We start from the raw sequence: 22,610 nt of genomic DNA on the forward strand, positions 1-22,610 counted from the left end.
ACGGGGGCGGGGACGGGCCGGTCCGGGGGCGCACTACCGTGGACCGGGTGATGTGGGTACAGCGGTCCGGTGCACGGTATCGGGGCGGGGACGGAGCGGGCGTCGAGACGCGCCACGCCTTTTCCTTCTCTGGACACTACGACCCGGACAACGTGCGGTTCGGGCTCCTCGTCGCCTGCAACGAGGAGCGCCTCGCCCCCGGCGCGGGCTTCGCGGAACACCCCCACCGCGACCTGGAGATCGTGACCTGGGTCGTCGACGGCGCACTCACCCACGAGGACTCCACCGGCCACCGGACCGTGGTCCGCCCCGGCGACGTCCAGCGGCTCAGCGCGGGCGGCGGCGTGCGCCACTCCGAGCGCAACGAGTCCGACGCACCGCTGACCTTCGTCCAGATGTGGCTGGCCTCGGGCGCGGTCGGCGCCGAGCCGGAGTACGAGGTCGTCCGCGGCATCGCCGACGGCACCCCGTACGCCCTGGCCCGCGCCGAGGCGGTGCTCCACGTGCGGCGGCTCACCGACGGCGAGCGCACCGCGCTGCCGGACGCGCCGTGGGTGTACGCCCACGTGGTGCGCGGTGAGGTGCGCGTGGGCGACGAGACCCTCGCGGCGGGCGACGCGGCCCGCGCCACGGACGCCCGGGACCTGGAGGCCCGCGCGATGGGAGCGGCGGAGCTGCTGGTGTGGGAGATGCGCGCGGAGCCGGTGTACGGCTAGGGGGCGTACGCCCGGCACGGGCATGCCGGGCGTACGCATCTGGGGGCATCAGCGGCCCAGCCAGCCCCCGTCGACCGGGAGCACCGTGCCCGAGACGTAGTCCGACGCGGCGCTCGCGAGGAACACCGTCGCCCCGGCGATGTCCTCGGGCCGACCCCACCGGCCGGCCGGGATGCGCTCCAGGATCGCGCGCGACCGCTCGCTGTCGTCGCGGAGCGCCTGGGTGTTGTCGGTGGCGATGTAGCCCGGGGCGATGGCGTTGACGCCGATCCCGTGCGCCGCCCATTCGTTGGCCAGCGCCTTGGTCAGCCCGGCGATGCCGGACTTCGCGGCCATGAACAGCACGGCGAGCACCTCGTTGACGCTGCTGAGGCGGCAGTCGTCCAGCTGGCAGTGGTCGATGGCCTCGGCCTGGACGAGCTGCTTGAACAGCATCTGGTTCATGCCGTGTTCTCCGGTGGTCACCCGATGGGGGCAACCGCCTCGCGCCCGGGAGTGTCCGAGGATGTCGTCGGGGCTGGTGGGCTCCTCGATCCACAACGGCTTGAACTCGGCGAGCGCGCCGACCCAGTCGGTGGTCTCGGGGATGTCCCAAACCTGGTTGGCGTCGATCATCAGCGCTGCGTCATCGCCGATGACCTCCCATGCGATGGCACACTGCCACACGTCGTCATCCAGCTTGACGTAGCGGTAGCCCGCGTCGGCCTCTTGGCCTCGAGCCGTGGGCGGCGCGGGCGGGCGGCGGTGGACCGGCGGACCAACCCCGGAGCCGCGCTCGGCCAACAGCGGGACGACTTCGAGGGGACTCTGGCCACTGGGAGAAGGGAGGCCCGGAGGTCAAGGACATCCGTCAGGAGCTGGTGGGCCACGACGCCGCGTTCCGCGCGGCTGTCATCACGGCGTTGGGCAATTCAGTGGTGGAGCAGGTGCGTGGGCGATCTGCACACCTTCCGGCTCTACCGTTCCTATTCAGTGAGCAGGAGTGAGTCCTGGACCCATTCCTGGTCACTGCGGAGATCCCGAACGGTGTTGGGTGTCCTGGTCGCCCGCGTTCGCTCCGCGTCCGGCGGCACGGATCGTGTCCGTGGTCCGGGAATGCAGGGGCGGGGTCCCTCACACCCCGGGGTGCCCGGTCGGGCCTGGACGGTCCGATGCCCGTGCACATCGCTCTGGTGTGCACGGGGCGGTGCCGTCCGTCGCCGGATCGGGTGCCCCAGGGCGCGTCTGCCGATCGCCACGGCGGCTGCGTCGTGACGGGTGGTCTTCCTAGTTGTGCTGGTGAGGGGTTTGTGCCAATGCTGGGCGCCCCAACGGCTGGTGTAGGCGGGGTCGACGGCGACGAGGGTGATGCCGAATTCGGCAGCCATGGACACCAGCCTTGCCCGCAGCCGGGTGGTGGGCATGCCGGAGATCAGGTTGCGGAAGCGTGCGCGGCGGCCGTGCTTTTCCCGGGTGGTCTCGGCGGTGAAGTCCAGATCCTCGATCGCGATGGCGAGGTGGTGCCGGGCGGCGAAGTGGAGCAGGCGGATCAGGGCGTGGCGGACCTGGGCGTCGCGGTGGGCGGTCGTACCGGTGAGATTGTAGGCGAAGCGCAGGGGCGCGCCGGTGGGGTTGCCGTGTGCATCCAGGCGCCAGGCGGCCAGGTGATCGGCGTTAGTGTCCACACCGAGCATGCCGTGGGCGCGGGCCGCTGCCAAGGGAACGGTCGGGGCTGTGGGGACGGTCCAGGTGGCGGTCAGGTACCAGCGGCCACGCTGCACGTCTTCGTGGATGCGGTAGGCCACGGCTCGGTTCGCGCTGACGCGGTCGGCCCATTGCTCACCGCGGTGTGTGAATCCCGCATGGCCGGCCAGGACGTAGCGGCCGTGCGGGGCGTTCGCCAGATACGCCAGCGATGCGGGGAGCTTGAGGGAGACCTCCCCGCCGGGAGCGACACGGAGGGTCTCGTTGCCGAACCTTTTGCCGGACTCCCCGTCCGCCGCCAGGAACCGGCGCGACGCCTGCCAGCGGGCCCGCCAGTCGGTCTCGCTCAGCCCGGCCTGCTGAAGGTGGTGGCGCGTGTTCAGCAACCGTTTCCCGCCGCGCACCACGCTCACCACCCCGGCTTCCCAGTTGGTCCGCATGGCGTGGAGCCGGTTTTCGAGCACGTGCAGGCGGCGGGACTTGGCGAACCACTCCCGCCGGGAGCGGTAGCCACCGGGTGCCCGCTTGGTGCCTTTCTCGCCCACGGGCAGCGACAGCCGGTGGGTGATCGTGGCGATCCCGGACTGAAGGCTCTTGATGTGTGCGTGTTGGCCGCGCCGGGCCAGCGCCCACTGATCATGGCTGGCCTTCGTGACCGACCCGGCCCAGCGGGAAGAGGACTCCCGGGTCAGTACACGCTTGCGCTCCGCCCACTGCTCACCGTCGTGGTCCAGACCGGCCGCGCACCGTGCCTTCAGGTCACGGGCAGCCAGCGTGCCCAGATGACCCCCAACCAGGCGCAGGACCATCTCATCCTCACCGGTCAGGCCCTTGAGGCGGGTACGGATCGCCACCCCCGACGGGCCGGGCACCACGAACGATGCCGCCACCTCCCGCAACCCGCCCACCCTGTCACCCCCGAACACCGGTATCTCAGCAAGCCCCCTCACCACGCCCAACGACCACCATCGGGCGAAGGTCACGCATTCGACACAAGAACTCTCGTTCCCCGCCAACAAGAACGCCTCTGCCATAGCCCGAACACTCACTCATACACACCAGAACGCACTCGAGCGCCGTCGATCGCCACCTGTTCACAACCCGAGGAGATCGACACGGCCAATACCGTCGTGGAGCACCGGCGGATCAGCACGGCGATCGGCCGGTGCGAGCCGGGCGCGGCCGAGGAGGCCATGGCCGATCACCTCCGGAGTTCGTTCGAGAGGTTCGCGAGGGCGTTCGGCGACCCTCATGCGGCGAGCCCTCCCCAGGTGCCGCCGCGGCGCTTCCTGGCCTGAGCGGCCTGAGCGGCCAGAGCGGCCAGGAAGGCGCGGGGGTGCTTCCTCGCCGGGGCTACAGCTCCGCCAGTACCGCGTCGGTGAACGCGGGCCAGACCTCGATCGCCCACGGGCCGAACGCCCGGTCCGTGAGGGCGACGCACGCCGCGTGCGCCTCCGGGTCCATCCAGAGGAACGTGCCGGACTGGCCGAAGTGCCCGAAGGTGCGGGGCGAGGACGACGACCCCGTCCAGTGCGGCGACTTCCCGTCGCGTATCTCGAAGCCGAGCCCCCAGTCGTTCGGCTTCTGGTGCCCGTAGCCCGGGAGCACCCCGGTCAGGCCCGGATGCACCACGGCCGTCGCCTCCGCCACCGTCTCGGCCGCCAGCAGCCGCGGCGCCTGGAGCTCGGCGGCGAAGCGCACCAGGTCGTCGACGGTCGAGACGGCGTCCTTGGCGGGCGAGCCGGTCAGCTCGGTCGCGGTCATGCCCAGCGGCTCCAGGACCGCCTGGCGCAGATACTCCCCGAAGGGGATGTCCGTCGCCTTGGCGATGTGATCGCCGAGCACCTCGAACCCGGCGTTGGAGTACAGCCGCCGGTTGCCGGGCGCGGCGACCGTCCGGTGCTCGTCGAAGGCGAGCCCCGAGGTGTGGGCGAGCAGATGGCGCACCGTGGCGCCCTCGGGCCCGGCTGCCTCGTCCAGCTCGACCGCGCCCTCCTCCACCGCGACCAGCGCCGCGTACGCGGCGAGCGGCTTGGTCACCGAGGCCAGCGGGAATCTGTGGCCGACCGGACCGTGGGATCCTGCCACGGTGCCGTCCGCGCGTACGACGGCGGTCGCCGCCGTCGGGACCGGCCAGTTCTCGATCATCCGAAGGCTCTCCATGGGGCCCGAGCCTATCGTCGGCCAAGTTTCCGCCAAATCCGCGCTTGCCTGGAGTGCACTCGAACCTCCTAGCGTTGAGATCGTCGAGGGCTTCGTGCATCGGCGACGGCGAGAGGGTGAATCGGCATGACCGTGATGGAGCAGGAACTGAAGCAGGACCTGGAGCGGGCTCCGGCGTTGGCGAGGCCGCGGGCATGCGTGGGGCGCCGTCCGCATCCCCGGCCGACCGGCCAGGACCGGTACACGATCAGCGAGGTCGCCGCGCACACCGGGCTCACGGCGCACACCCTGCGCTGGTACGAGCGGATCGGGCTGATGCCGCACGTGGACCGCACCCACACCGGGCAGCGCCGCTTCACCAACCGCGACCTCGACTGGCTCGACCTCGTCGGCAAGCTGCGACTGACCGGCATGTCGGTGGCGGACATGGTCCGCTACGCCGAGCTGGTACGGGAGGGCGAGCAGACCTTCGCCGAACGCGAGGAGCTGCTGACCGCGCACCGCGAGAACGTCCGGGAACGGATCGCCGAGCTGGAGAGCACGCTCGACGTCCTCGACTTCAAGATCGACACCTATGCCGCCCGACGGGTTCGGAGCGAGACATGAGAGCGCATGAACGAGGGAGCGTAAGACGATGACGATACCGACCGTCGCACTCGGCACCGGCGGCCCCCAGGTCGGCGTCCAGGGCCTCGGCTGCATGGGCATGAGCTGGGCGTACGGCCCGACGCGGGACGAGGAGGAGGCGCGGGCGACCCTCGACCGGGCCCTGGAGCTGGGCGTCACCCTCTTCGACACCGCCGATGTCTACGGCTTCGGCCGGAACGAGGAATTCATCGCTCCCTTCGTCCGGGCCAACCGGGACCGGATCACCCTGGCCACCAAGTACTCCATCGTGCGGACCGAGGACGACCCCTTCGGCAGGCAGCAGATCCGCAACGACCCCCCGTACATCCGCCAGGCCATCGAGGGCAGCCTGCGGAGGCTCGGCGTCGACCACGTCGACCTGTACTACATGCACCGCCGCAACCCCGACGTCCCGCTGGAGGAGAGCATCGGCGCGATGGCCGGGCTGGTGGCCGAGGGCAAGGTCAAGCATCTCGGGCTGAGCGAGGTCACGGCGGACGAGCTGCGCGCGGCGCACGCGGTGCACCCGATCGCGGCGGTGCAGTCGGAGTGGTCGTTGTTCAGCCGCGACCCGGAGGACGGCGTCGTGGCCGCGGCCCGTGAGCTGGGCGTCGCCCTGGTCCCGTACTCGCCGCTCGGGCGCGGCTTCCTGACCGGCTCCTTCGTACAGGCCGAGCAGGAGCTGACCGAGGACGACTACCGCCGCCGGCAGCCCCGCTTCACGGGCGACAACGCGGCGGCGAACGCCGCGTTGCTGACCCCTGTCCGTGAGATCGCCACCTCGCGCGGTGTGACGCTCGCCCAGGTCGCGCTGGCCTGGGTCCAGCAGCGCGCCCAGGTCCACGGCCTGCCCGTGATCCCGATCCCGGGCACCCGCAGCCGCGCCCGCGTCGAGCAGAACACGGACGCGACCCGGCTTGAGCTGACCGCGGACGAACTGGCCGCCCTGGAGCCGATCGCGGCCAAGGTCACGGGCGCGCGCTACGGCAACATGGCGCCGACGAGCGAGGACCGCGCGTAGGCGTACCCCTGCCGCGGCTTCCCTCGACAGGCCTCGTTCGCGTTCGCCGCATACGTGGCGTCATACGTGGCGTCATACGAGGTCATGACGGCAGTCCTCCTCCTGCGCGGGGTGGCCGCAGCGCACCGATCCGAAGTCGCCGAGGACGATCCGCGCGAAGTTGCGCAACGAGTCCGTGCCCGGGGCGAAGTAGCCGGTGTGGCCGTCGGCGCGCTCGGCGGACACGACGCGGGCGCCGAAGGCGGAGGCCGTGGGGTCCTCGCCGTGGCCCAGCCCCATGAAGTCGTAGCCGGTGACCCGTCGTATCCAGTCGGAGCCGTCCCGCGCCGCCCACACCCGGGCTTCGGTGCCCAGCTCCTCGGCGTCGTCCACGCCCATGCCGGGGCTGCCGAACGCCACCAGATCGGACACCCGGGTGCGGTCCATCGCGGCCGCGGCCACCCCGCACACCACCGAACCGTAGCTGTGGCAGAACACGGCGGGCGGCGCCTCGGCGGTCCCTGCCGTGGTCACCGCCAGCCCCGCCAGGAAACGGTCCAGCCGCGGCGCGCCCGCCTTCGCCAGCCGACTGGTCGCCGCGTCCGGCCCGAGCCCGACCGGGGTGGTGTACCCCACCCACGCCACCACGGCGGTACGGGTCCCCGGCGCGTCCCGCGCCAGCTGCGCCCGCAGCGAGGTCGCCATCCCGGCGGGGGCGCCGTAACGGTCGTGCGTACGGTCGAAGTTGGCCAGGTCGATGTCCGACCCCGGCACGACGACCGCCGTACGCCGCGCCGCCGCCAGGTCCCCGTACACCTCGGCGATCTGTCCGCGCCCGCGCGGATCGAAGGCCAGGATCTGCCGCCCGGGCGCGAGCAGCGCGTCGTACCGCTCGACCAGCGCGCTGTCCGGGTCCGTCTTCCGCTCCGCGTCCCGCGCCGCCCGGATGGCCCGGGCGTTGGCCGCGTAACGCAGCGCGAGCGGCGCCCCGTCGAGGTTGCCCACGACCTCGGGGTGCCGGATGACCAGCGCCTGCCGCTGGGCGCGGCCGAGCCCGCCGAAGAACCGGGCGATGCGGGCGGGCGACGCGCTCTCCGGGTCGGGCAGTTCGCGCCCGCCCAGCGAGTGGTCGGCCAGCCACCGCCCGGTCCCCGGCGGCGGCCCCGTGATGGCCTGCTCCTCGTGCGCCACGGTCCACCCGGCGGTTCCCGCCATGACGGTGATCGTGAGTGCCGCTGTGATCAGCCGTCGGGCGTAGTGCCGGGTGCGTAGCGTCTGGGACATGGCCGCGGTTTCCCTCTTCCGTTCGGTGGCGGAGGGAAACGTAGGGAGCGGACATGCGGCGGGGCGTCAACCCCCGGTGCCAAGTCGGATGTCATACCGGGGTAGGGGGTGCGCGGGTCGTTGCCACTCAGAACCAGATGCGGGACGCCAGCAGCCCCAACCCGGCCCCGGCCGCGTCCCGCCACACCCGCAGCGGCCCGTCGAGGAGTTCTTCCGGCCCCTCGTCGCACAGCCAGTCGTCGATCCTGGCCACTACCCGGTCGCGCTCGGGCCCCGCGAGGGCCAGCACCCCCTCGACCGCGGGCAGCGAGCGGCGTACCTCGGCGGACGTGAACACCGCGTCGCCCGCCCACCCGGGCAGCGCCGCCGCCCGGACGGGGCCGAGGCCGTGGAAGAGGGCCGCCACCGGATTGCCCTTGCGGACGGACGTGATGTACGGATCGACGCTGTCCTCGAAACGGTCCCACCACTCCATCACGTGCAGCTCACACGCCGAGTCCATGGCGTCGAAGGCGGAGCCGTCGACCAGACCATTAAGGTGCAGCGCCTCCTCGGTGTTGTACCCGTCAGGCCGCCACACCGGCACTGCCCCGCCGCCGCGGGCGACGTCCCGCTCCCAGCGCTTCCAGGCGCCCACCGCGAGCGCGCGGGCCGCCGTGGCCTCGATCGCCGGGACCGCGCGCGGCGCCAACTCCGCCACGTCCTCATCGCCGAGCGCACCCACCGCCCAGAAACTGGACATTCCCATGAACGACCCCCCCGTCAGCGCTGCTCGAAGGAGATCCAGACATCGGGCGGCAGGTCCGGCCGATGCGGCACCGGCCTGCGCTCCTCGGTCCACGCGTCCCCGGCGATCTCCGTGGCGACCCTATGCCAGAAACGGACCGCTGCCGCGTTCGCGTCCTGGAAGGCGACCTCCCACGGCCCCGGGTGCCGGGCCACCACCTGCTGAACGGCGTCCAGGCCGACCCCCGTCCGGCGTGCGCCGCGAACGACGAAGAAGGTGTTCAGCACGCGCTTCGGACCGGTCAGCCCCCGGACCAGGGCGAGACCGGCCGGGCGCGTGCCCGTCGTCAAGAGGTACGCCGCCCAGTCGGCGTCGGCGAGCGCGGTGCGGGGCCGCTCGGCGAAGAACGTCCCGTCGGCGTCCGGCAGGATCTCGTCGTACTCCGACAGGTCATGGCGGAACATCAGCCACAGCCGCTCCACCACGGACCGGTCGGCGGCGCTGGCGGGGCGCACGGAAACGTGGGGCACGAGGTTCCTTCCAACTAGCCGCTGCCCGGGGTCACCAGGCCCGATTCATAGGCGAAGATCACCGCTTGGGCGCGGTCGCGCAGGCCCAGTTTGGCGAGGACCCGGCCTATGTGGGTTTTGACGGTCTGTTCGGCGAGGACCAGCGACTCCGCTATCTCCTGGTTGGACAGGCCGCGCGCGATCAGTTCCAGGACCTCCGTCTCCCGCGGGGTGAGGCCGCTGCGGCGCAGCAGGGAGCTGTTGCGGCGGGGGGCCGGGCGCTGGCGGGCGAATTCGGCGATCAGGCGGCGGGTGACGGAGGGGGCGAGGAGGGCCTCGCCCGCGGCGACGACGCGGACCGCCGAGATCAGGTCGGCCGGTGGGGCGTCCTTGAGGAGGAAGCCGCTGGCTCCGGCGCGCAGGGCCTCGTAGACGTAGTCGTCCACGTCGAAGGTGGTGAGCATGAGCACCTTCGGGCGGTGGGTGACGCCGCGGGGTGGTTCGAGGAGCTGGCGGGCTGCCTCCAGGCCGTCCATCTCGGGCATGCGGACGTCCATGAGGACGACGTCCGGGTGGGTGTTGCGGCTGACGTCCACCCCCTGGCGTCCGTCCGGGGCCTCGCCGACCACGTCGATGTCGCTCTGCGCGGCGAGCAGCGCGGCGAAGCCCGCCCGGACCATGGCCTGGTCGTCGACGATGATCACGCGGATGGTCATGAGGCCTTTTCTTCCAGGTCGACGAGGGGGAGCCGGGCCGCCACCCGGAAGCCGCCGTCCGGCAGCGGGCCGGTGTCGAGCGAGCCGCCGACGAGGCGGACGCGCTCGACCATCCCCACCAGACCGTGGCCGGTGCCGCTGGTCTCCAGGGGGGTGGCCGGGCCCTCGGCCGGGGGGCCGTTGACGATGAGGAGGGTCAGCCCGGAGCCGTCCTCGGCGGCCGAGACCGAGACGCGGGTGGCGGCGCCGGGCGCGTGGCGCACGACGTTGGCCAGCGCCTCCTGCACGATCCGGTACGCGGACAGGTCCACGGCCTGCGGCAGCGCGCCGAGTCCGGCCACCTCGTCGCCGAGGGACAGTTCGGTGGGTATCCCGGCCCGCACCGTTGCCTCGACCAGCTGCGGCACCTGGCGCAGCCCCGGCTGCGGGGTGCGCTCGCCGCGGGTCTCCTCGCTGCGCAGCACGCCCAGCAGCCGCCGCATCTCGGCGAGGGACTCGCGGGCGGTGGCGGCGATGGTGCCGAACTCCTGCTCCGCCTCGGGCGGCAGCCCGCCGATCCGGTACGGGGCGCTGTCCGCCTGCACGGTGATCACCGACATGTGGTGGGCGACGACGTCGTGGAGTTCGCGGGCGATGCGGGCGCGCTCCTCCAGCAGCGTGCGGTGGGCGCGCTCGGCCTCGCTGATGGTCTCCTGCTCGGCCAGCCGCCGCTGCACGTCGCCGCGCTCCCGCAGCGCGCCGCCGACCAGCAGCACCACTCCGCTGAGCACGAACAGCAGCACGTTGCTGCCGTCGCTCTTGGTCTGGAACGCCATGCTGAGGGCGAGCCCGGCGCCGCCGGTGACCAGCCACACCGCCACCAGGGTGCGGCGCGGCTCGCGCAGCGCGAGGGCGAGGAGGAGGAAGAGGTAGCCGATGATGGCGGGCGGCTGCCAGGGCCAGACGCGGTGCTGGAGGTCGGAGGTGCCCAGCACCACCAGCGCGGTCATCACATCGGCGAGGAAGACGATCCACCACGCCTGGAGGGGACGGGTGACCGCCAGCAGCAGCGGCGTGGCCTGGGCCAGTCCCAGCAGGGTGGCGAGCCCCCCGCTCACCCCGTAGTCGTTGGTCAGGAGCTGGGCCGTGACCGGGACCAGGACGGCGGTGAGGATCATCGCGACGGCGTACGGCACCTTCCGTCGCCAGGGCCGGGAGGCACCCGCGAGCAGCGGGGTCGCCGGATAGCTGGGGGTCGTCAGGGCCCGGGCGAGGCTGCCCGCCTGTCGCCGGGCGGCCGCGGGCAGGCTCTCGTGCGCGGTGGACGCGGCGCCGGGGGAGATCCCCGTGAAGGAGGGTGAGGGCATGGTCGCCTCAGCGTAGGGGCGGCGCCCCTGGCGCACGTCATACCTGGGAGCCGACTTGTGGCTCATACCTGGGTAGGGGGCCCGGCCCGCCCCCTGTACCCCCCTCCTGACACCCGGTGATGCCCCCGCCTACAGCTCCGCCAGCAGCTCGGCCTTCTTCGCGCTGAACTCCTCGTCCGTCAGCAGCCCCGCCGTGTGCAGCTCGCCGAGGTGGCGGATGCGGTCGGCGATGTCGGCCGGGTCGCGGCGCGCCGGGGCCGGGGTGCGGGTGGGTGCGGGGGAGCCCTCGGCAATCGGTGCGGGGGCGGACGCCCGGACGGCCTCCAGGACGGCGGCGGCGAACGGCAGGGACTCGTGGACCAGCCCGTACCCCATCCCGAACACCACGGCCGCCGGGTCGTGGTCGGGGCGGCCCGCGGGGTGGTCCTCGGCGCCGCGCGGCACCAGCCGCAGATGGCCGTAGCCGCTCTTGGAGGTCGAGCCCTTGGAACCGGAGTTCTTGGCACCGGAACCCTTGGATCCCGTGCTCTTCCCGGCCTGGGCCTTCCCCGCCGCGCCCTTCGAGTCCCCGCCCTGCGCCTCCGGATCGTCCGCCGGTGCCGGGCCCGCCGCCTTCGCGGCCGCGCCGCCCGAGCTCTTGTTCTCGGGCGAGCGCCACTCCACCCCGGCCAGCTCGTCGATCCGGAAGCGCTGGTCCCCGGCCTTCCACTTGGTGGAGGACGCGCCGGTCCAGAACCAGCGGAACGACACCGCCTTGCCGTCGAAGGACGCCTTGCCGTCGTACGCCTTGAAGGACAGCGGCGGCGCGGGCGCCGCCACCAGATGGGATTCGGCGGCGGTGTCCGTATCGGGCCCGAGCGCGCCGCGTATCTCCTCGGCGTAGTACTCGGCGAGGGGCGCGCGCTCGGCGGGCAGCACCAGGCGGTACGGGTCGTACCCCTCCCTGAGCTGCCCGTCGGCGACGTCCATCAGCGGATCGGCGCCGGGTCTGGGCACCGCGCGCAGCACCACCGTTCCGCGTTTACCGGGAGCGAGCTCGACCGCGGACAGCGCTTCGTAGGGGATGTGGCGTTCGCCGAGCGCCTGGAGCAGCTTCGGCGTGCGGATCCCCCGTTCGAAGCGGATGAGCACGGAGTCGGTGTCGAACTCCCAGACGGTCTGAAAACCGGCCAGCACATCACCCATGCGGCTCATCGTATGCGGCGGTGGCCCGCCCGTCCCCCCTTGAGCGCTACGCGCGTCAAACGTCTTCCTCGCGGCCGGTGGGTGGGGTCCACGTGCTCACCACCCGCTTCTCGTACGCTCATCCGCAGGTCAGCCCAGGTCAGCCGGGGTCAGGTCAGTCCGGCGGTGCACGCGGCACCGTCCCCGCAGCTCACGGTCTTGACCCGGCCGACCCCGACCCGCGCGAAGTTGTCCAGGCTGGTCGTGCCGGGGTTGAAGTACCCGGCGTGCCCCTCGGCGCCGGCGGCGGACAGGACGCGGGCGCCGAAGCCGGAGGAGAGCGGGTCGGCGCCGTGGCCGAGGCCGCCGACCTCCAGGTGCGGGATGTCCTGGATCCAGTCGCCGGAGTCCCGCATCGCCCACACCCGGCGGTTGCCGCCCAGCTCGGAGGCGCGGTCGGCACGCATGCCGGGGCTGCCCGCCACCGCGATGTCGGTGACCTTGGACGGCAGATCGCGGGCGGCGACCCCGCACACCACCGAGCCGTAGCTGTGGCACATCAGCGAGACCCGGGCCGCCTCGGGCAGCCCGTTGACCAGCGCGCGCAGCCGCAGTGCGCCCTGGGCGGCGAGCTTGCCGGTGGCCGCGTCCATGCCGATACCGGCCGGGGAGGTGTAGTCGGCCCAGGCGATCACGGCGGTCCTGGTGTCCGGGGCCTCGGTGCGCTCGTTGTGGTAGAGCGCGCGGGCCATGCCGACGGTGGCGGTGTACGGCCGGTCGGACTTCTGGAAGGTCAGGATGTTGGTGTCCACACCCGGCACCACGACCGAGACGCGGCTGGCATGGGCGAGGTCGCCGAAGACCTCGGCGGCCCGCCCGGCGCCCGAGGGATCGAACGAGAGGATCTGCCGCTTCCCGCTCAGCAGGTCCTCGTACCGGTGCATGCGCCGCCCGGCGTCATGCCGCCCCATCGGGGTCAGCTCGGCGTTGTGCATGCGCCGACGCTCGATGTCCCGGGCCTGGGTCAGCGCGATCCGGTTGGCGCGGTAGCGCAGCGCCGCCGGAGCGCCGTTGAGGTTGCCGACGACCAGCGGGTAGCGGTGGACGAGCCGGTCGCGCTGCGCCTTGGTGAGCGAATCCAGCCAGCGGCCGAGGAAGCGCGGCGACGCGTACGGGTCGGGCAGGGCGTGACCGTCGAGGGCGCCGTGGCGCCAGGCGTTGACCGACACGGAGAGCGGATCCGAGTCTCCTCTGTGGCTCCGTATGGCCGTCCAGCCGGTGGTGGCGAGCAGGACGAACACCACCGCCAGGGCGAGCAGAGCGCGCCAAGCGGTGGAACCGGGGGAGGGAGAACCGAGCTCCGAGAAGGAAGTCACCGCGGGACACCCTAGGAGAAGCGCGCCCACAGGTGCCAAATACCGTGACGTGTATCACGTTTGAGAGCGTGGTTCTGACGGAAGCTTATGTCGGATTTGATGCACTTAGTGATACTTGTCGGTTTTACTGCTCGGTGCGCCAGTTCTCGGCGAGGGCCGGACCCACATGATCCAGGTGAAACGCGGTGATGTCCCGCAGGGCGTCCATGGACTCGTCGTCGCCCACCCCCCACAGCTTCCCTGCGATCTGAATCACACCGCCGAACATCGCGGTCAGCAGCCGCGGCCGGGGATCCACCGATACGTCGAGGCCCTCGCGGCGGGCGATCTCCGAGGCGATCCGCTCCTCCAGTTCGGCGGTGCGGCGCAGATGGACGGCGAGCAGCGCGGGCGTCGACTCGATCACCCGGTACATCCGCATGTGGAGTTCGGCCGGAACCAACTGCTCGACGGAGTCCCCCATGGTGCTCCACGCGTCGAGCACCGCGCCCCGCAGGGCGGCCAGCGGGGACTCGTGGGCGGGGCGCGCGCACAGCGCCGCGAAGAAGTGCGACTCCGCCGAGTCCTGGGTGGCGAAGGCCACTTGCTCCTTGTTGGCGAAGTAACGGAAGAAGGTGCGCTGCGAGACGTCCACCGCCTCCGCGATCTCGTCCACCGTCGTGTGGTCGTACCCCTGGCAGGTGAACAGATCCAGCGCCGAGCGCACCAGCGCGCCGCGGGTCCGCTGCTTCTTGCGTTCGCGCAGTCCGGTCGGTGGCGGTGCCACCGCCTCGTCCGCTGTCACCTCTCGTGCTCGCTTTCTTTCGCGTTTCGGCTGGCCACCCTACCTGTGGCCCACTCGACAGAGACCAGCTGATGAATCGGTTTGTCAATTGTCAGACGCTGACATTAGCCTCCGAGCATGACGTCTGAGACCACCGTCGCCGATACGGCGCCGGAACCTCCCATATCGGATCCCCCGAAGGGGCTGCGGGGTCATCCCTGGCTGACGCTCCTCACCGTCGCCATCGGTGTGACGATGGTCGCCCTCGACGGCACGATCGTCGCCATCGCGAACCCGGCCATCCAGAAGGACCTCGGCGCCTCGCTCGCCGACGTCCAGTGGATCACCAACGGCTATCTGCTGGCCCTCGCGGTCGCGCTCATCACCGCGGGCAAGCTGGGTGACCGCTTCGGCCACCGGCAGACCTTCCTCATCGGCGTCGTGGGCTTCGCCGCCTCCTCCGCCGCCATCGGCTTCTCCGGCGACGTGGCGCTCGTCGTGGGCTTCCGGGTGCTCCAGGGCCTGTGCGGGGCGCTGCTGATGCCCGCGGCGCTCGGCCTGCTGCGGGCCGCCTTCCCCGTCGAGAAACTCAACATGGCGATCGGCATCTGGGGCGCCGTGATCGGCGCCTCCACCGCCGCCGGGCCCATCGTCGGCGGGCTGCTCGTCGAGCACGTCAACTGGCAGTCCGTCTTCTTCATCAACCTGCCCGTGGGTGTCCTCGCCCTCGTCCTCGGCCTGATCATCCTCGTGGACCACCGGGCCGAGAACGCCCCGCGGTCCTTCGACCTCCCCGGCATCGTGCTGCTGTCCGGCGCGATGTTCTGCCTGATCTGGGCACTCATCAAGGCCACCGACTGGCAGTGGGGAAGCGCGAAGACGCTGGGGTTCCTCGGCCTCGCGGCCGTCCTCTTCCTCGTCTTCGTGCTTTGGGAGAAGCGGACGCGCGAACCGCTGCTGCCGATGTCCATCTTCCGTTCGGTGCCGCTGACCGCCGGTACGGTCCTGATGGTGCTCATGGCCTTCGGTTTCATGGGCGGGCTGTTCTTCGTCACCTTCTACCTTCAGAACGTGCACGGCATGACCCCGGTCAACAGCGGTCTGCATCTGCTGCCGCTGACCGCCACCATGATCGTCTCTTCGCCGATCGCCGGAGCGCTGATCACCCGGTTCGGGGCGCGGGTGCCGCTGGTGACGGCCATGGCGCTGACCGCCGTCTCGATGTTCGGGCTCTCCCGGCTGGAGGTCGGCACCGGCACCGTCGAGATGTCCGTGTGGTTCGCCCTCCTCGGCTTCGGCCTCGGCCCCGTGATGGTCGGCGCCACCGAGGTCATCGTCGGCAACGCGCCCATCGAGCACGCCGGTGTCGCGGGCGGCCTCCAGCAGGCCGCCATGCAGGTCGGCGGCAGCCTCGGTACGGCGGTCCTCGGCGCGATCATGGCCGGGAAGGTGGACGACACCCTGCCGGAGAAGTGGGCCGAGGCCGGACTGCCGCCCATGAAGCCGGAGCAGGCGGCCAAGGCGTCCGACGCCGTCGCGGTCGGCATCCCGCCGGCGCCGAAGGGCACCCCGCCGGAGATCCTCGGGAAGATCACGAGCGTCACGCATGACACGTTCGTGTCGGGGATGGGGCTCGCCTTCGGCGTCGCCGCCGTCGTCTCGGTGGTCGCGGCGCTGGTCGCGGTGCTCACCAAGAGCGGTGACAACGCGGAAGCGGGTGGCGGGGGCGTACACATCTGACCCCTCAGGGTCAAGCCCCCTATCCGGGTGGACCTTGATCGACCCCGTGGTGGAGACGGGAGTCGGCCGACAGGCTGGCTCCCGTTCGTATTTCCGGATGTTCCACACGGGGTGTGATCCACATGCGCAAGACCATCCTGGCCACGGCGACCCTCGCTCTGGCCTGTGCCCTGACTCCTGCCGCCGCCTCTGCCGGGGAAGCGGCGCCCGGGCCCCGGCTCGGCAGCTGCGCCACGGGGCAGCTGTGCCTCTGGCCCAAGGCGGCCTTCACGGGGGCGCGCCAGGTCCATGAACTGGCCGACACCGACATCGAGAGCTGCGTCCCCCTGCCGAGGGGCGCCTCGGCCGCGTCCCTGGCCAACCGCACGGGACGCCCGGTGACGGCGTACCAGAGCGCGGAGTGCGCCGAGACGGGCGAATTCCGCACCTACCCGACCGGCTCCTGGAGCCCCGAAACGGCCTACCAGGTACGGGCCTTCAAGATCTGGGAGCGGTGATGGCCCGGGGCGGGGCCGGGGCTTCTTTCCCCACCCCGCCCCTTCCCGAACCAGGGGCCTGCCCCTGGACTCCGGGTGGTCCCGGGGTTTGGCGGGGTCGGGGATGCGCGCCGGGGGTGCGGCTCGGTGCGGCCGGGGTTTCTCCCCCACCCCGCCCCTTCCCGAACCAGGGGCCTGCCCCTGGACCCCGGGTGGTCCGTAGATCGGGTGTTGCGGGGCCGGGGTTGGCACGTGCCCTGGGTGGCCGTGGGCCGTGGAGGCTTCAGGGCCCGGGCTCGAGGGGCGGGGCCGGTGCCCGGACCGGGGGCCGGTGCCCGGACCGGGGGTCGGTGTGAACCGCGCCTGGGCGGGCGCAGGTCGTGGGGCCCCGGGGTGTGGCGCCCCGTCCCGTGCCGGGGTCCGGGGCGGAGCCCCGCCACGCGGCGGAGCCGCATATCGGACGCTGCGGGAAGGGGCGGGGCGGGGGAGTCCCAGCCCACCTCCGCGCCCCCCCTACCGCGGCGGCCCGGGTACGGCGAAGGGCCGGGCGGGCTGGTGGTGTTCCAGCTCGCCCGACCCTTTCGGTCAGCGCCGTCGCGGACGGCTTACGCGTCGCCGCCCGCGGGGCCCGGGTCGGCGGCCGCCACGTCCAGGAGCTGATAGCGGTCGATCGCCTGCTTCAGGGCCGAGCGGTCGATCTTGCCCTCCTTCGCCAGCTCCGTCAGCACGCCCAGCACGATCGACTCGGCGTCGATGTGGAAGAAGCGCCGCGCCGCGCCGCGCGTGTCGGCGAAGCCGAAGCCGTCGGCGCCGAGCGACTGGTACGTGCCGGGCACCCAGCGGGCGATCTGGTCCGGGACCGCGCGCATCCAGTCGGAGACGGCGACCTTCGGGCCCTCCACGTCGCTGAGCTTGCGGGTGACGAAGGGGACGCGCTGCTCCTCCTCCGGGTGGAGCAGGTTGTGCTCCTCGGTCTCCACCGCGTCGCGGCGCAGCTCGTTCCAGGAGGTGGCGGACCAGACGTCGGCGCGGACGTCCCAGTCCTCGGCCAGCATCCGCTGGGCCTCCAGGGCCCACGGGACCGCGACGCCGGAGGCGAGGATCTGGGCCGGGTGGGTGCCGCTCTCGCCCTGCTTGAAGCGGTACAGGCCCTTGAGGATGCCCTCGCGGTCGACGTTCTCGGGCTCGGCCGGGTGCTTGATCGGCTCGTTGTAGACGGTGAGGTAGTAGAAGACGTCCTCACTGTTCTCGCCGTACATCCGGCGCAGACCGTCCTGCACGATGTGGGCGATCTCGAAGCCGAACGCCGGGTCGTACGCGACGACCGCCGGGTTGGTCGAGGCCAGCAGCTGGGAGTGGCCGTCCGCGTGCTGGAGGCCCTCACCGGTCAGGGTTGTACGGCCGGCGGTCGCGCCCAGGACGAAGCCGCGCGCGAGCTGGTCGGCCATCTGCCAGAACTGGTCACCCGTGCGCTGGAAGCCGAACATCGAGTAGAAGACGTAGACCGGGATCAGCGGCTCGCCGTGGGTGGCGTACGCCGAACCGGCCGCGATCAGCGAGGCCGTACAGCCCGCCTCGGAGATGCCGTCGTGCAGCATCTGCCCGGTCGGCGACTCCTTGTAGGCGAGCAGCAGCTCACGGTCGACGGACTCGTACTGCTGGCCCAGCGGGTTGTAGATCTTGGCCGACGGGAACAGCGAGTCCATGCCGAAGGTGCGGTACTCGTCGGGCGCGATCGGCACGAAGCGCTTGCCGATCTCCTTGTCCCGCATGAGGTCCTTCAGCAGCCGCACGAAGGCCATGGTGGTGGCGATCTGCTGCTGGCCGGAGCCCTTCTTGACCGCCGCGTACGCCTTGTCGCCGGGGAGCTGGAGCGGCTTCGCGCGCACGACACGGGTCGGCGCGTAGCCGCCCAGCGCCTTGCGGCGGTCGTGCATGTACTGGATCTCCTCGGAGTCCCGGCCCGGGTGGTAGTACGGCGGAACGCCGGACTCCAGCTCCTTGTCCGGGATCGGCAGGTGCAGCCGGTCGCGGAAGCCCTTGAGGTCGTCGACCGTCAGCTTCTTCATCTGGTGGGTCGCGTTGCGGCCCTCGAAGTTCGGGCCGAGCGTCCAGCCCTTGACGGTCTGGGCGAGGATCACGGTCGGCTGGCCCTTGTGGGCCTTGGCCGCCGCGTACGCCGCGTAGATCTTCTTGTGGTCGTGACCGCCGCGGCCCAGGTGCAGGATCTGGTCGTCGGTCATGTTCTCGACCATCTTGCGCAGCCGGTGGTCGTCACCGAAGAAGTGCTCGCGGATGTACGCACCGGTCTCGGTGGCGTACGTCTGGAACTGGCCGTCGGGCGTCGTGTTGAGCCGGTTGACCAGCACGCCGTCGCGGTCCTGGGCGAGCAGCGGGTCCCAGGTGCGGTCCCACACCAGCTTGATCACGTTCCAGCCGGCGCCGCGGAACTGCGACTCCAGCTCCTGCATGATCTTGCCGTTGCCGCGCACCGGGCCGTCGAGCCGCTGGAGGTTGCAGTTGACGACGAAGGTGAGGTTGTCCAGGCCCTCGCGGGCGGCCAGGGAGAGCTGGCCCAGCGACTCGGGCTCGTCCATCTCGCCGTCGCCGAGGAACGCCCAGACGTGGGAGTCGGAGGTGTCGGCGATGCCGCGCGCCTCCATGTAGCGGTTCATCCGTGCCTGGAAGATCGCGCCGAGCGGGCCGAGGCCCATCGAGACGGTCGGGAACTCCCAGAAGTCCGGCATCGACCGCGGGTGCGGATAGCTGGACAGCGCGTGACCGAGCTTGGACTTCTCCTGACGGAATCCGTCCAGGTGGTCCTCGGACAGCCGGTCGAGCAGGAAGGCGCGGGCGTAGATACCGGGGGAGGCGTGCCCCTGGAAGAAGATCTGGTCGCCGCTGTCCTGGTCCTTGCCGCGGAAGAAGTGGTTGAAGCCCACGTCGTACAGCGAGGCGGACGAGGCGAAGGTGGCGATGTGGCCGCCGACGCCGATGCCCGGGCGCTGCGCACGGGAGACCATCACCGCCGCGTTCCAGCGGGTCGCGTTCAGGACCTTGCGCTCGATCTCCTCGTTGCCGGGGAAGAACGGCTCGTCCTTGGTGGCGATGGTGTTGACGTAGTCCGTGCTGCGCATCTCGGGCACGGCCACCCGCTTCTCGCGGGCGCGCTCGATCAGCCGAAGCATGAGGTAGCGGGCACGTTCCCGGCCTCGCTCATCGACGGCTGCGTCGAGCGAGTCGAGCCATTCCTGGGTTTCCTCGGGATCGAAGTCCGGGACCTGGCTGGGAAGGCCGCCAATGATGATCGGGTTGCGATCTGATCCGGAAGCCACGCTGTTCCTTCGCTTTTCGGTCGTGCTGTGCACGGACATGGATTCGTGCTCTGCTGCTGTCGCGCCGCTCTCCATCGTGTACCTCGGGTGCGGGATACGTCACCTCTACCGAGTGGTAACCCACACCTGGTGAGACGGGCGCCCGCCGGGCCGGACGGCACCGGTCGGCGTGCGACCGGCGTCGCGACGGCCAAATCGCAACCTTACGCCCACGTCCGGGGGCACCTGCGTACGGCCGTTCGGCGCCGGGCGGCGTAGGGTGTCGATACACACACGTAAGCTGGGCATAGTGGGGTAATCCGGGCAGTCACGCACCGTTCCGTGCCGTTCCTCCATGATGGGAGTTGGGGCGACACGTCAACGTTTGGGCGGGATCGCTGGCCGGGTACTTGCGCGATCCGCCCGGCCCGTGTGGACTACGCCCCAATGCTTCGCGTACGCGCGCGGGGCGCTGACAGACTCGAAGAGTGAACGAAAGATGACAGGAGGCAATCCGTGAGCGCGACCGCGGACCACGCGGAGGAGCGGACCAACCCTGCCGCGAGGCTGGGTTTCCAGCCCGAGCAGGTGGTCCAGGAGATCGGCTACGACGACGATGTCGACCAGGAGCTCCGCGAGGCCATCGAGGAGATCACCGGCCAGGAGCTCGTCGACGAGGAGTACGACGATGTGGCCGACGCCGTTGTGCTGTGGTTCCGGGAGGACGACGGCGATCTGACGGACGCGCTGGTGGACGCCATCCAGATGATCGACGACGGCGCACCGGTCTGGCTGCTGACGCCCAAGACCGGCCGTGACGGCTATGTCGAGCCGAGTGACATCAACGAGGCCGCGACCACCGCGGGCCTCTCCCAGACGAAGAGCTTCAACGCGGGCAAGGACTGGACCGGCAGCCGCCTGGTCACTCCGAAGGCCGCCCGTTCGGGCAAGCGCTGAGGCCGAAGGACCTACACAACCGAGCCCCCTGCCGTTCCCTTTCGGTGGGGGGCTCGGCGCGTAGGGTGGTCCGTGATCAATCGACATGTGATGTGAAGGGATGGCTCCCATGGCCATAGAGGTCGGTACGAAGGCTCCGGACTTCGAGCTGAAGAATCAGCACGGCGAGTCGGTCCGGCTCTCCGACTTCCGCGGCGAGAAGAACGTCGTGCTGCTCTTCTACCCGTTCGCCTTCACCGGCGTGTGCACCGGCGAGCTGTGCGCGCTCCGCGACGAGCTGCCCACGTTCGTCAACGACGACGTGCAGCTGCTCGCGGTCTCGAATGACTCGCCCTTCAGCCTGCGGGTCTTCGCCGAGCAGGAGGGCCTGGAGTACCCGCTGCTGTCGGACTTCTGGCCGCACGGCGAGGCCAGCCGCGCCTACGGCGTCTTCGACGAGGAGAAGGGCTGCGCGGTGCGCGGCACCTTCGTGATCGACAAGGAGGGCGTCGTCCGCTGGACGGTCGTCAACGGCCTCCCCGACGCCCGGGACCTGAACGACTACGCCAAGGCGCTCGAGAGCCTGTGACGGGCGGCCCGAATCAGGCAGGGACGACGCCTGTATCGGGCGGGAACCGCTCACTAGGATCGACGCGTTGATCCTGGTGTGAAACCTCATGGAGATAGGGGCACGCAGTGCTCCTGACGAACCTTATTGGGAGGACTCGTGGGAGTCAGCCTCAGCAAGGGCGGCAACGTCTCGCTGACCAAGGAAGCCCCTAACCTGACCGCGGTCGTCGTCGGTCTGGGGTGGGACGCCCGCACCACCACGGGCACCGACTTCGACCTCGATGCCAGTGCCCTGCTGACGAACACCGAAGGCAAGGTCGCCAACGACCAGAACTTCGTGTTCTTCAACAACCTCAAGAGCCCCGACGGCTCCGTCGAGCACACCGGTGACAACATCACCGGTGAGGGCGAGGGCGATGACGAGCAGATCAAGGTGAACCTGGCCGGGGTCCCGGCCGATGTCGCCAAGATCGTCTTCCCGGTGTCGATCTACGACGCCGAGACCCGTCAGCAGAGCTTCGGCCAGGTGCGGAACGCGTTCATCCGCGTGGTGAACCAGGCCGACGGCAACGAGCTGGCCCGCTACGACCTCTCCGAGGACGCCTCCACCGAGACCGCCATGGTCTTCGGTGAGCTGTACCGGAACGGGGCGGAGTGGAAGTTCCGCGCCATCGGTCAGGGCTACGCCTCGGGGCTGCGTGGCATCGCGCAGGACTTCGGCGTCAACGTCTGAACCGGCCGTGGCGCCCGGCCGGGCCATGAGGCGTCGGCCGGGCACGCCGCGGCCCACGTCCGGCGCCGCACCCCTGCACTCGACAGGCGGGAGTGCGGCGCCGGATGCGCGTCGCACCACGCGCGTCGCACCACGCACTACCCCGGGGAGGGACCTGATCATGGGCGTCACGCTCGCCAAGGGAGGCAATGTCTCCCTTTCCAAGGCCGCGCCGAATCTCACCCAGGTGCTCGTCGGCCTGGGCTGGGACGCGCGCTCCACCACCGGAGCACCGTTCGACCTGGACGCCAGCGCGCTGCTGTGCGAGTCCGGGCGGGTGCTCGGCGATGAGTACTTCGTCTTCTACAACAACCTCAAGAGCCCCGAGGGCTCCGTGGAGCACACCGGCGACAACCTCACCGGCGAGGGCGACGGCGACGACGAGTCGCTGGTGATCGACCTCACCAAGGTCCCGGAGCGCGTGGACAAGATCGTCTTTCCGGTCTCGATCCATGACGCCGACGCCAGGCGCCAGACGTTCGGCCAGGTCAGCAACGCGTTCATCCGGGTGGTGAACCAGGCCGACGGCAATGAGCTGGCCCGCTACGACCTCTCCGAGGACGCCTCCGGCGAGACCGCGATGATCTTCGGCGAGGTCTACCGGTACAACGGCGAATGGAAGTTCCGTGCGGTGGGGCAGGGGTACGCGTCAGGCCTCCGGGGCATCGCTCTAGACTTCGGGGTCAACGTTTCGTAAAGCCGCGTACAAGGCGCGGGGGAGACCGTTC

General features: G+C 71.1%; 22 protein-coding genes. 9 read left to right on the forward strand and 13 right to left on the reverse strand.

Features of this window, described 5'->3' with window-relative positions; translation table 11 throughout:
* Positions 1-50 precede the first annotated feature (50 nt).
* Positions 51-716 (forward strand): pirin family protein, encoded by a 666-nt coding sequence (locus tag LCH29_RS35475; RefSeq protein WP_446465877.1) that lies wholly within the window; start codon positions 51-53, stop codon positions 714-716.
* Between the two features lie 48 nt (positions 717-764).
* Here the strand turns inward: LCH29_RS35475 and LCH29_RS35480 are convergent, their stop codons facing one another.
* From LCH29_RS35480 to LCH29_RS35495, 4 genes are all read right to left on the reverse strand, one after another.
* Positions 765-1,499, reverse strand: coding sequence for an SDR family oxidoreductase (locus tag LCH29_RS35480; protein WP_446465787.1), 735 nt, complete (start codon positions 1,497-1,499; stop codon positions 765-767).
* Positions 1,500-1,681: 182 nt separating this feature from the next.
* Complete coding sequence (locus tag LCH29_RS35485; RefSeq protein ID WP_446465788.1) at positions 1,682-3,307, reverse strand: IS200/IS605 family accessory protein TnpB-related protein; 1,626 nt, start codon at positions 3,305-3,307, stop codon at positions 1,682-1,684.
* A gap of 137 nt (positions 3,308-3,444) precedes the next feature.
* Positions 3,445-3,594 (reverse strand): hypothetical protein, encoded by a 150-nt coding sequence (locus LCH29_RS35490; RefSeq protein ID WP_446465789.1) that lies wholly within the window; start codon positions 3,592-3,594, stop codon positions 3,445-3,447.
* Positions 3,595-3,752: 158 nt separating this feature from the next.
* Entirely contained in the window at positions 3,753-4,562 is an 810-nt protein-coding gene (locus LCH29_RS35495) for a serine hydrolase domain-containing protein (protein ID WP_446465790.1), read from the reverse strand.
* Positions 4,563-4,688: 126 nt separating this feature from the next.
* Between LCH29_RS35495 and LCH29_RS35500 the strand changes: the two genes are divergently transcribed.
* On the forward strand, positions 4,689-5,168 hold the full coding sequence (locus LCH29_RS35500) for a MerR family transcriptional regulator (RefSeq protein WP_446465791.1): 480 nt from the start codon (positions 4,689-4,691) through the stop codon (positions 5,166-5,168).
* Between the two features lie 28 nt (positions 5,169-5,196).
* Positions 5,197-6,210, forward strand: coding sequence for an aldo/keto reductase (locus tag LCH29_RS35505; protein ID WP_446465792.1), 1,014 nt, complete (start codon positions 5,197-5,199; stop codon positions 6,208-6,210).
* Positions 6,211-6,282: 72 nt separating this feature from the next.
* Here LCH29_RS35505 and LCH29_RS35510 read toward each other — a convergent pair whose 3' ends face one another.
* From LCH29_RS35510 to LCH29_RS35545, 8 genes are all read right to left on the reverse strand, one after another.
* The gene (locus tag LCH29_RS35510) at positions 6,283-7,473 is read right to left on the reverse strand and encodes an alpha/beta hydrolase (protein WP_446465793.1); all 1,191 of its coding nucleotides are present in this window, start codon (positions 7,471-7,473) and stop codon (positions 6,283-6,285) included.
* Between the two features lie 127 nt (positions 7,474-7,600).
* Entirely contained in the window at positions 7,601-8,221 is a 621-nt protein-coding gene (locus LCH29_RS35515; RefSeq protein ID WP_446465794.1) for a hypothetical protein, read from the reverse strand.
* Positions 8,222-8,235: 14 nt separating this feature from the next.
* Positions 8,236-8,730 carry a GNAT family N-acetyltransferase gene (locus LCH29_RS35520; RefSeq protein ID WP_446465795.1) on the reverse strand — a complete coding sequence of 165 codons (495 nt, stop codon included), beginning with the start codon at positions 8,728-8,730 and terminating at the stop codon, positions 8,236-8,238.
* Positions 8,731-8,744: 14 nt separating this feature from the next.
* On the reverse strand, positions 8,745-9,425 hold the full coding sequence (locus LCH29_RS35525) for a response regulator (RefSeq protein ID WP_009718262.1): 681 nt from the start codon (positions 9,423-9,425) through the stop codon (positions 8,745-8,747).
* Positions 9,422-10,771, reverse strand: a complete 1,350-nt coding sequence (locus tag LCH29_RS35530) for a sensor histidine kinase (protein WP_446465796.1) — start codon at positions 10,769-10,771, stop codon at positions 9,422-9,424. Before LCH29_RS35530 ends, LCH29_RS35525 begins: the two co-directional genes overlap by 4 nt.
* 129 nt (positions 10,772-10,900) lie before the next feature.
* Positions 10,901-11,956, reverse strand: coding sequence for a DUF4429 domain-containing protein (locus tag LCH29_RS35535; RefSeq protein WP_446465797.1), 1,056 nt, complete (start codon positions 11,954-11,956; stop codon positions 10,901-10,903).
* 149 nt (positions 11,957-12,105) lie between these two features.
* Positions 12,106-13,311, reverse strand: a complete 1,206-nt coding sequence (locus LCH29_RS35540) for an alpha/beta hydrolase (protein ID WP_446465798.1) — start codon at positions 13,309-13,311, stop codon at positions 12,106-12,108.
* Positions 13,312-13,435: 124 nt separating this feature from the next.
* Positions 13,436-14,095: a TetR family transcriptional regulator gene (locus tag LCH29_RS35545; protein WP_446465799.1), complete on the reverse strand. Its 660-nt coding sequence runs from the start codon at positions 14,093-14,095 to the stop codon at positions 13,436-13,438.
* Between the two features lie 117 nt (positions 14,096-14,212).
* On the opposite strand from LCH29_RS35545, the gene LCH29_RS35550 reads away from it, so the two are divergent.
* Positions 14,213-15,814: an MFS transporter gene (locus LCH29_RS35550; RefSeq protein ID WP_446465800.1), complete on the forward strand. Its 1,602-nt coding sequence runs from the start codon at positions 14,213-14,215 to the stop codon at positions 15,812-15,814.
* 122 nt (positions 15,815-15,936) lie between these two features.
* Positions 15,937-16,311, forward strand: coding sequence for a peptidase inhibitor family I36 protein (locus LCH29_RS35555; RefSeq protein ID WP_446465801.1), 375 nt, complete (start codon positions 15,937-15,939; stop codon positions 16,309-16,311).
* A 584-nt stretch (positions 16,312-16,895) separates the two neighbouring features.
* On the opposite strand, the gene aceE is transcribed toward LCH29_RS35555, so the two are convergent.
* Positions 16,896-19,625, reverse strand: a complete 2,730-nt coding sequence (gene aceE / locus LCH29_RS35560; RefSeq protein ID WP_446465802.1) for a pyruvate dehydrogenase (acetyl-transferring), homodimeric type — start codon at positions 19,623-19,625, stop codon at positions 16,896-16,898.
* A 495-nt stretch (positions 19,626-20,120) separates the two neighbouring features.
* On the opposite strand from aceE, the gene LCH29_RS35565 reads away from it, so the two are divergent.
* The 4 genes from LCH29_RS35565 to LCH29_RS35580 all read left to right on the forward strand — a co-directional run bounded on the left by LCH29_RS35565 (position 20,121) and on the right by LCH29_RS35580 (position 22,579).
* The gene (locus LCH29_RS35565; protein ID WP_009718270.1) at positions 20,121-20,561 is read left to right on the forward strand and encodes a DUF3052 domain-containing protein; all 441 of its coding nucleotides are present in this window, start codon (positions 20,121-20,123) and stop codon (positions 20,559-20,561) included.
* A gap of 109 nt (positions 20,562-20,670) precedes the next feature.
* Positions 20,671-21,129, forward strand: a complete 459-nt coding sequence (locus LCH29_RS35570) for a peroxiredoxin (RefSeq protein ID WP_009718271.1) — start codon at positions 20,671-20,673, stop codon at positions 21,127-21,129.
* A 138-nt stretch (positions 21,130-21,267) separates the two neighbouring features.
* Positions 21,268-21,843, forward strand: a complete 576-nt coding sequence (locus tag LCH29_RS35575; protein ID WP_055550596.1) for a TerD family protein — start codon at positions 21,268-21,270, stop codon at positions 21,841-21,843.
* A 160-nt stretch (positions 21,844-22,003) separates the two neighbouring features.
* Positions 22,004-22,579 (forward strand): TerD family protein, encoded by a 576-nt coding sequence (locus LCH29_RS35580; RefSeq protein ID WP_446465803.1) that lies wholly within the window; start codon positions 22,004-22,006, stop codon positions 22,577-22,579.
* The last annotated feature ends 31 nt before the right edge of the window (positions 22,580-22,610 follow it).

The sequence above is a fragment of the Streptomyces sp. BRA346 genome, assembly GCF_052851135.1.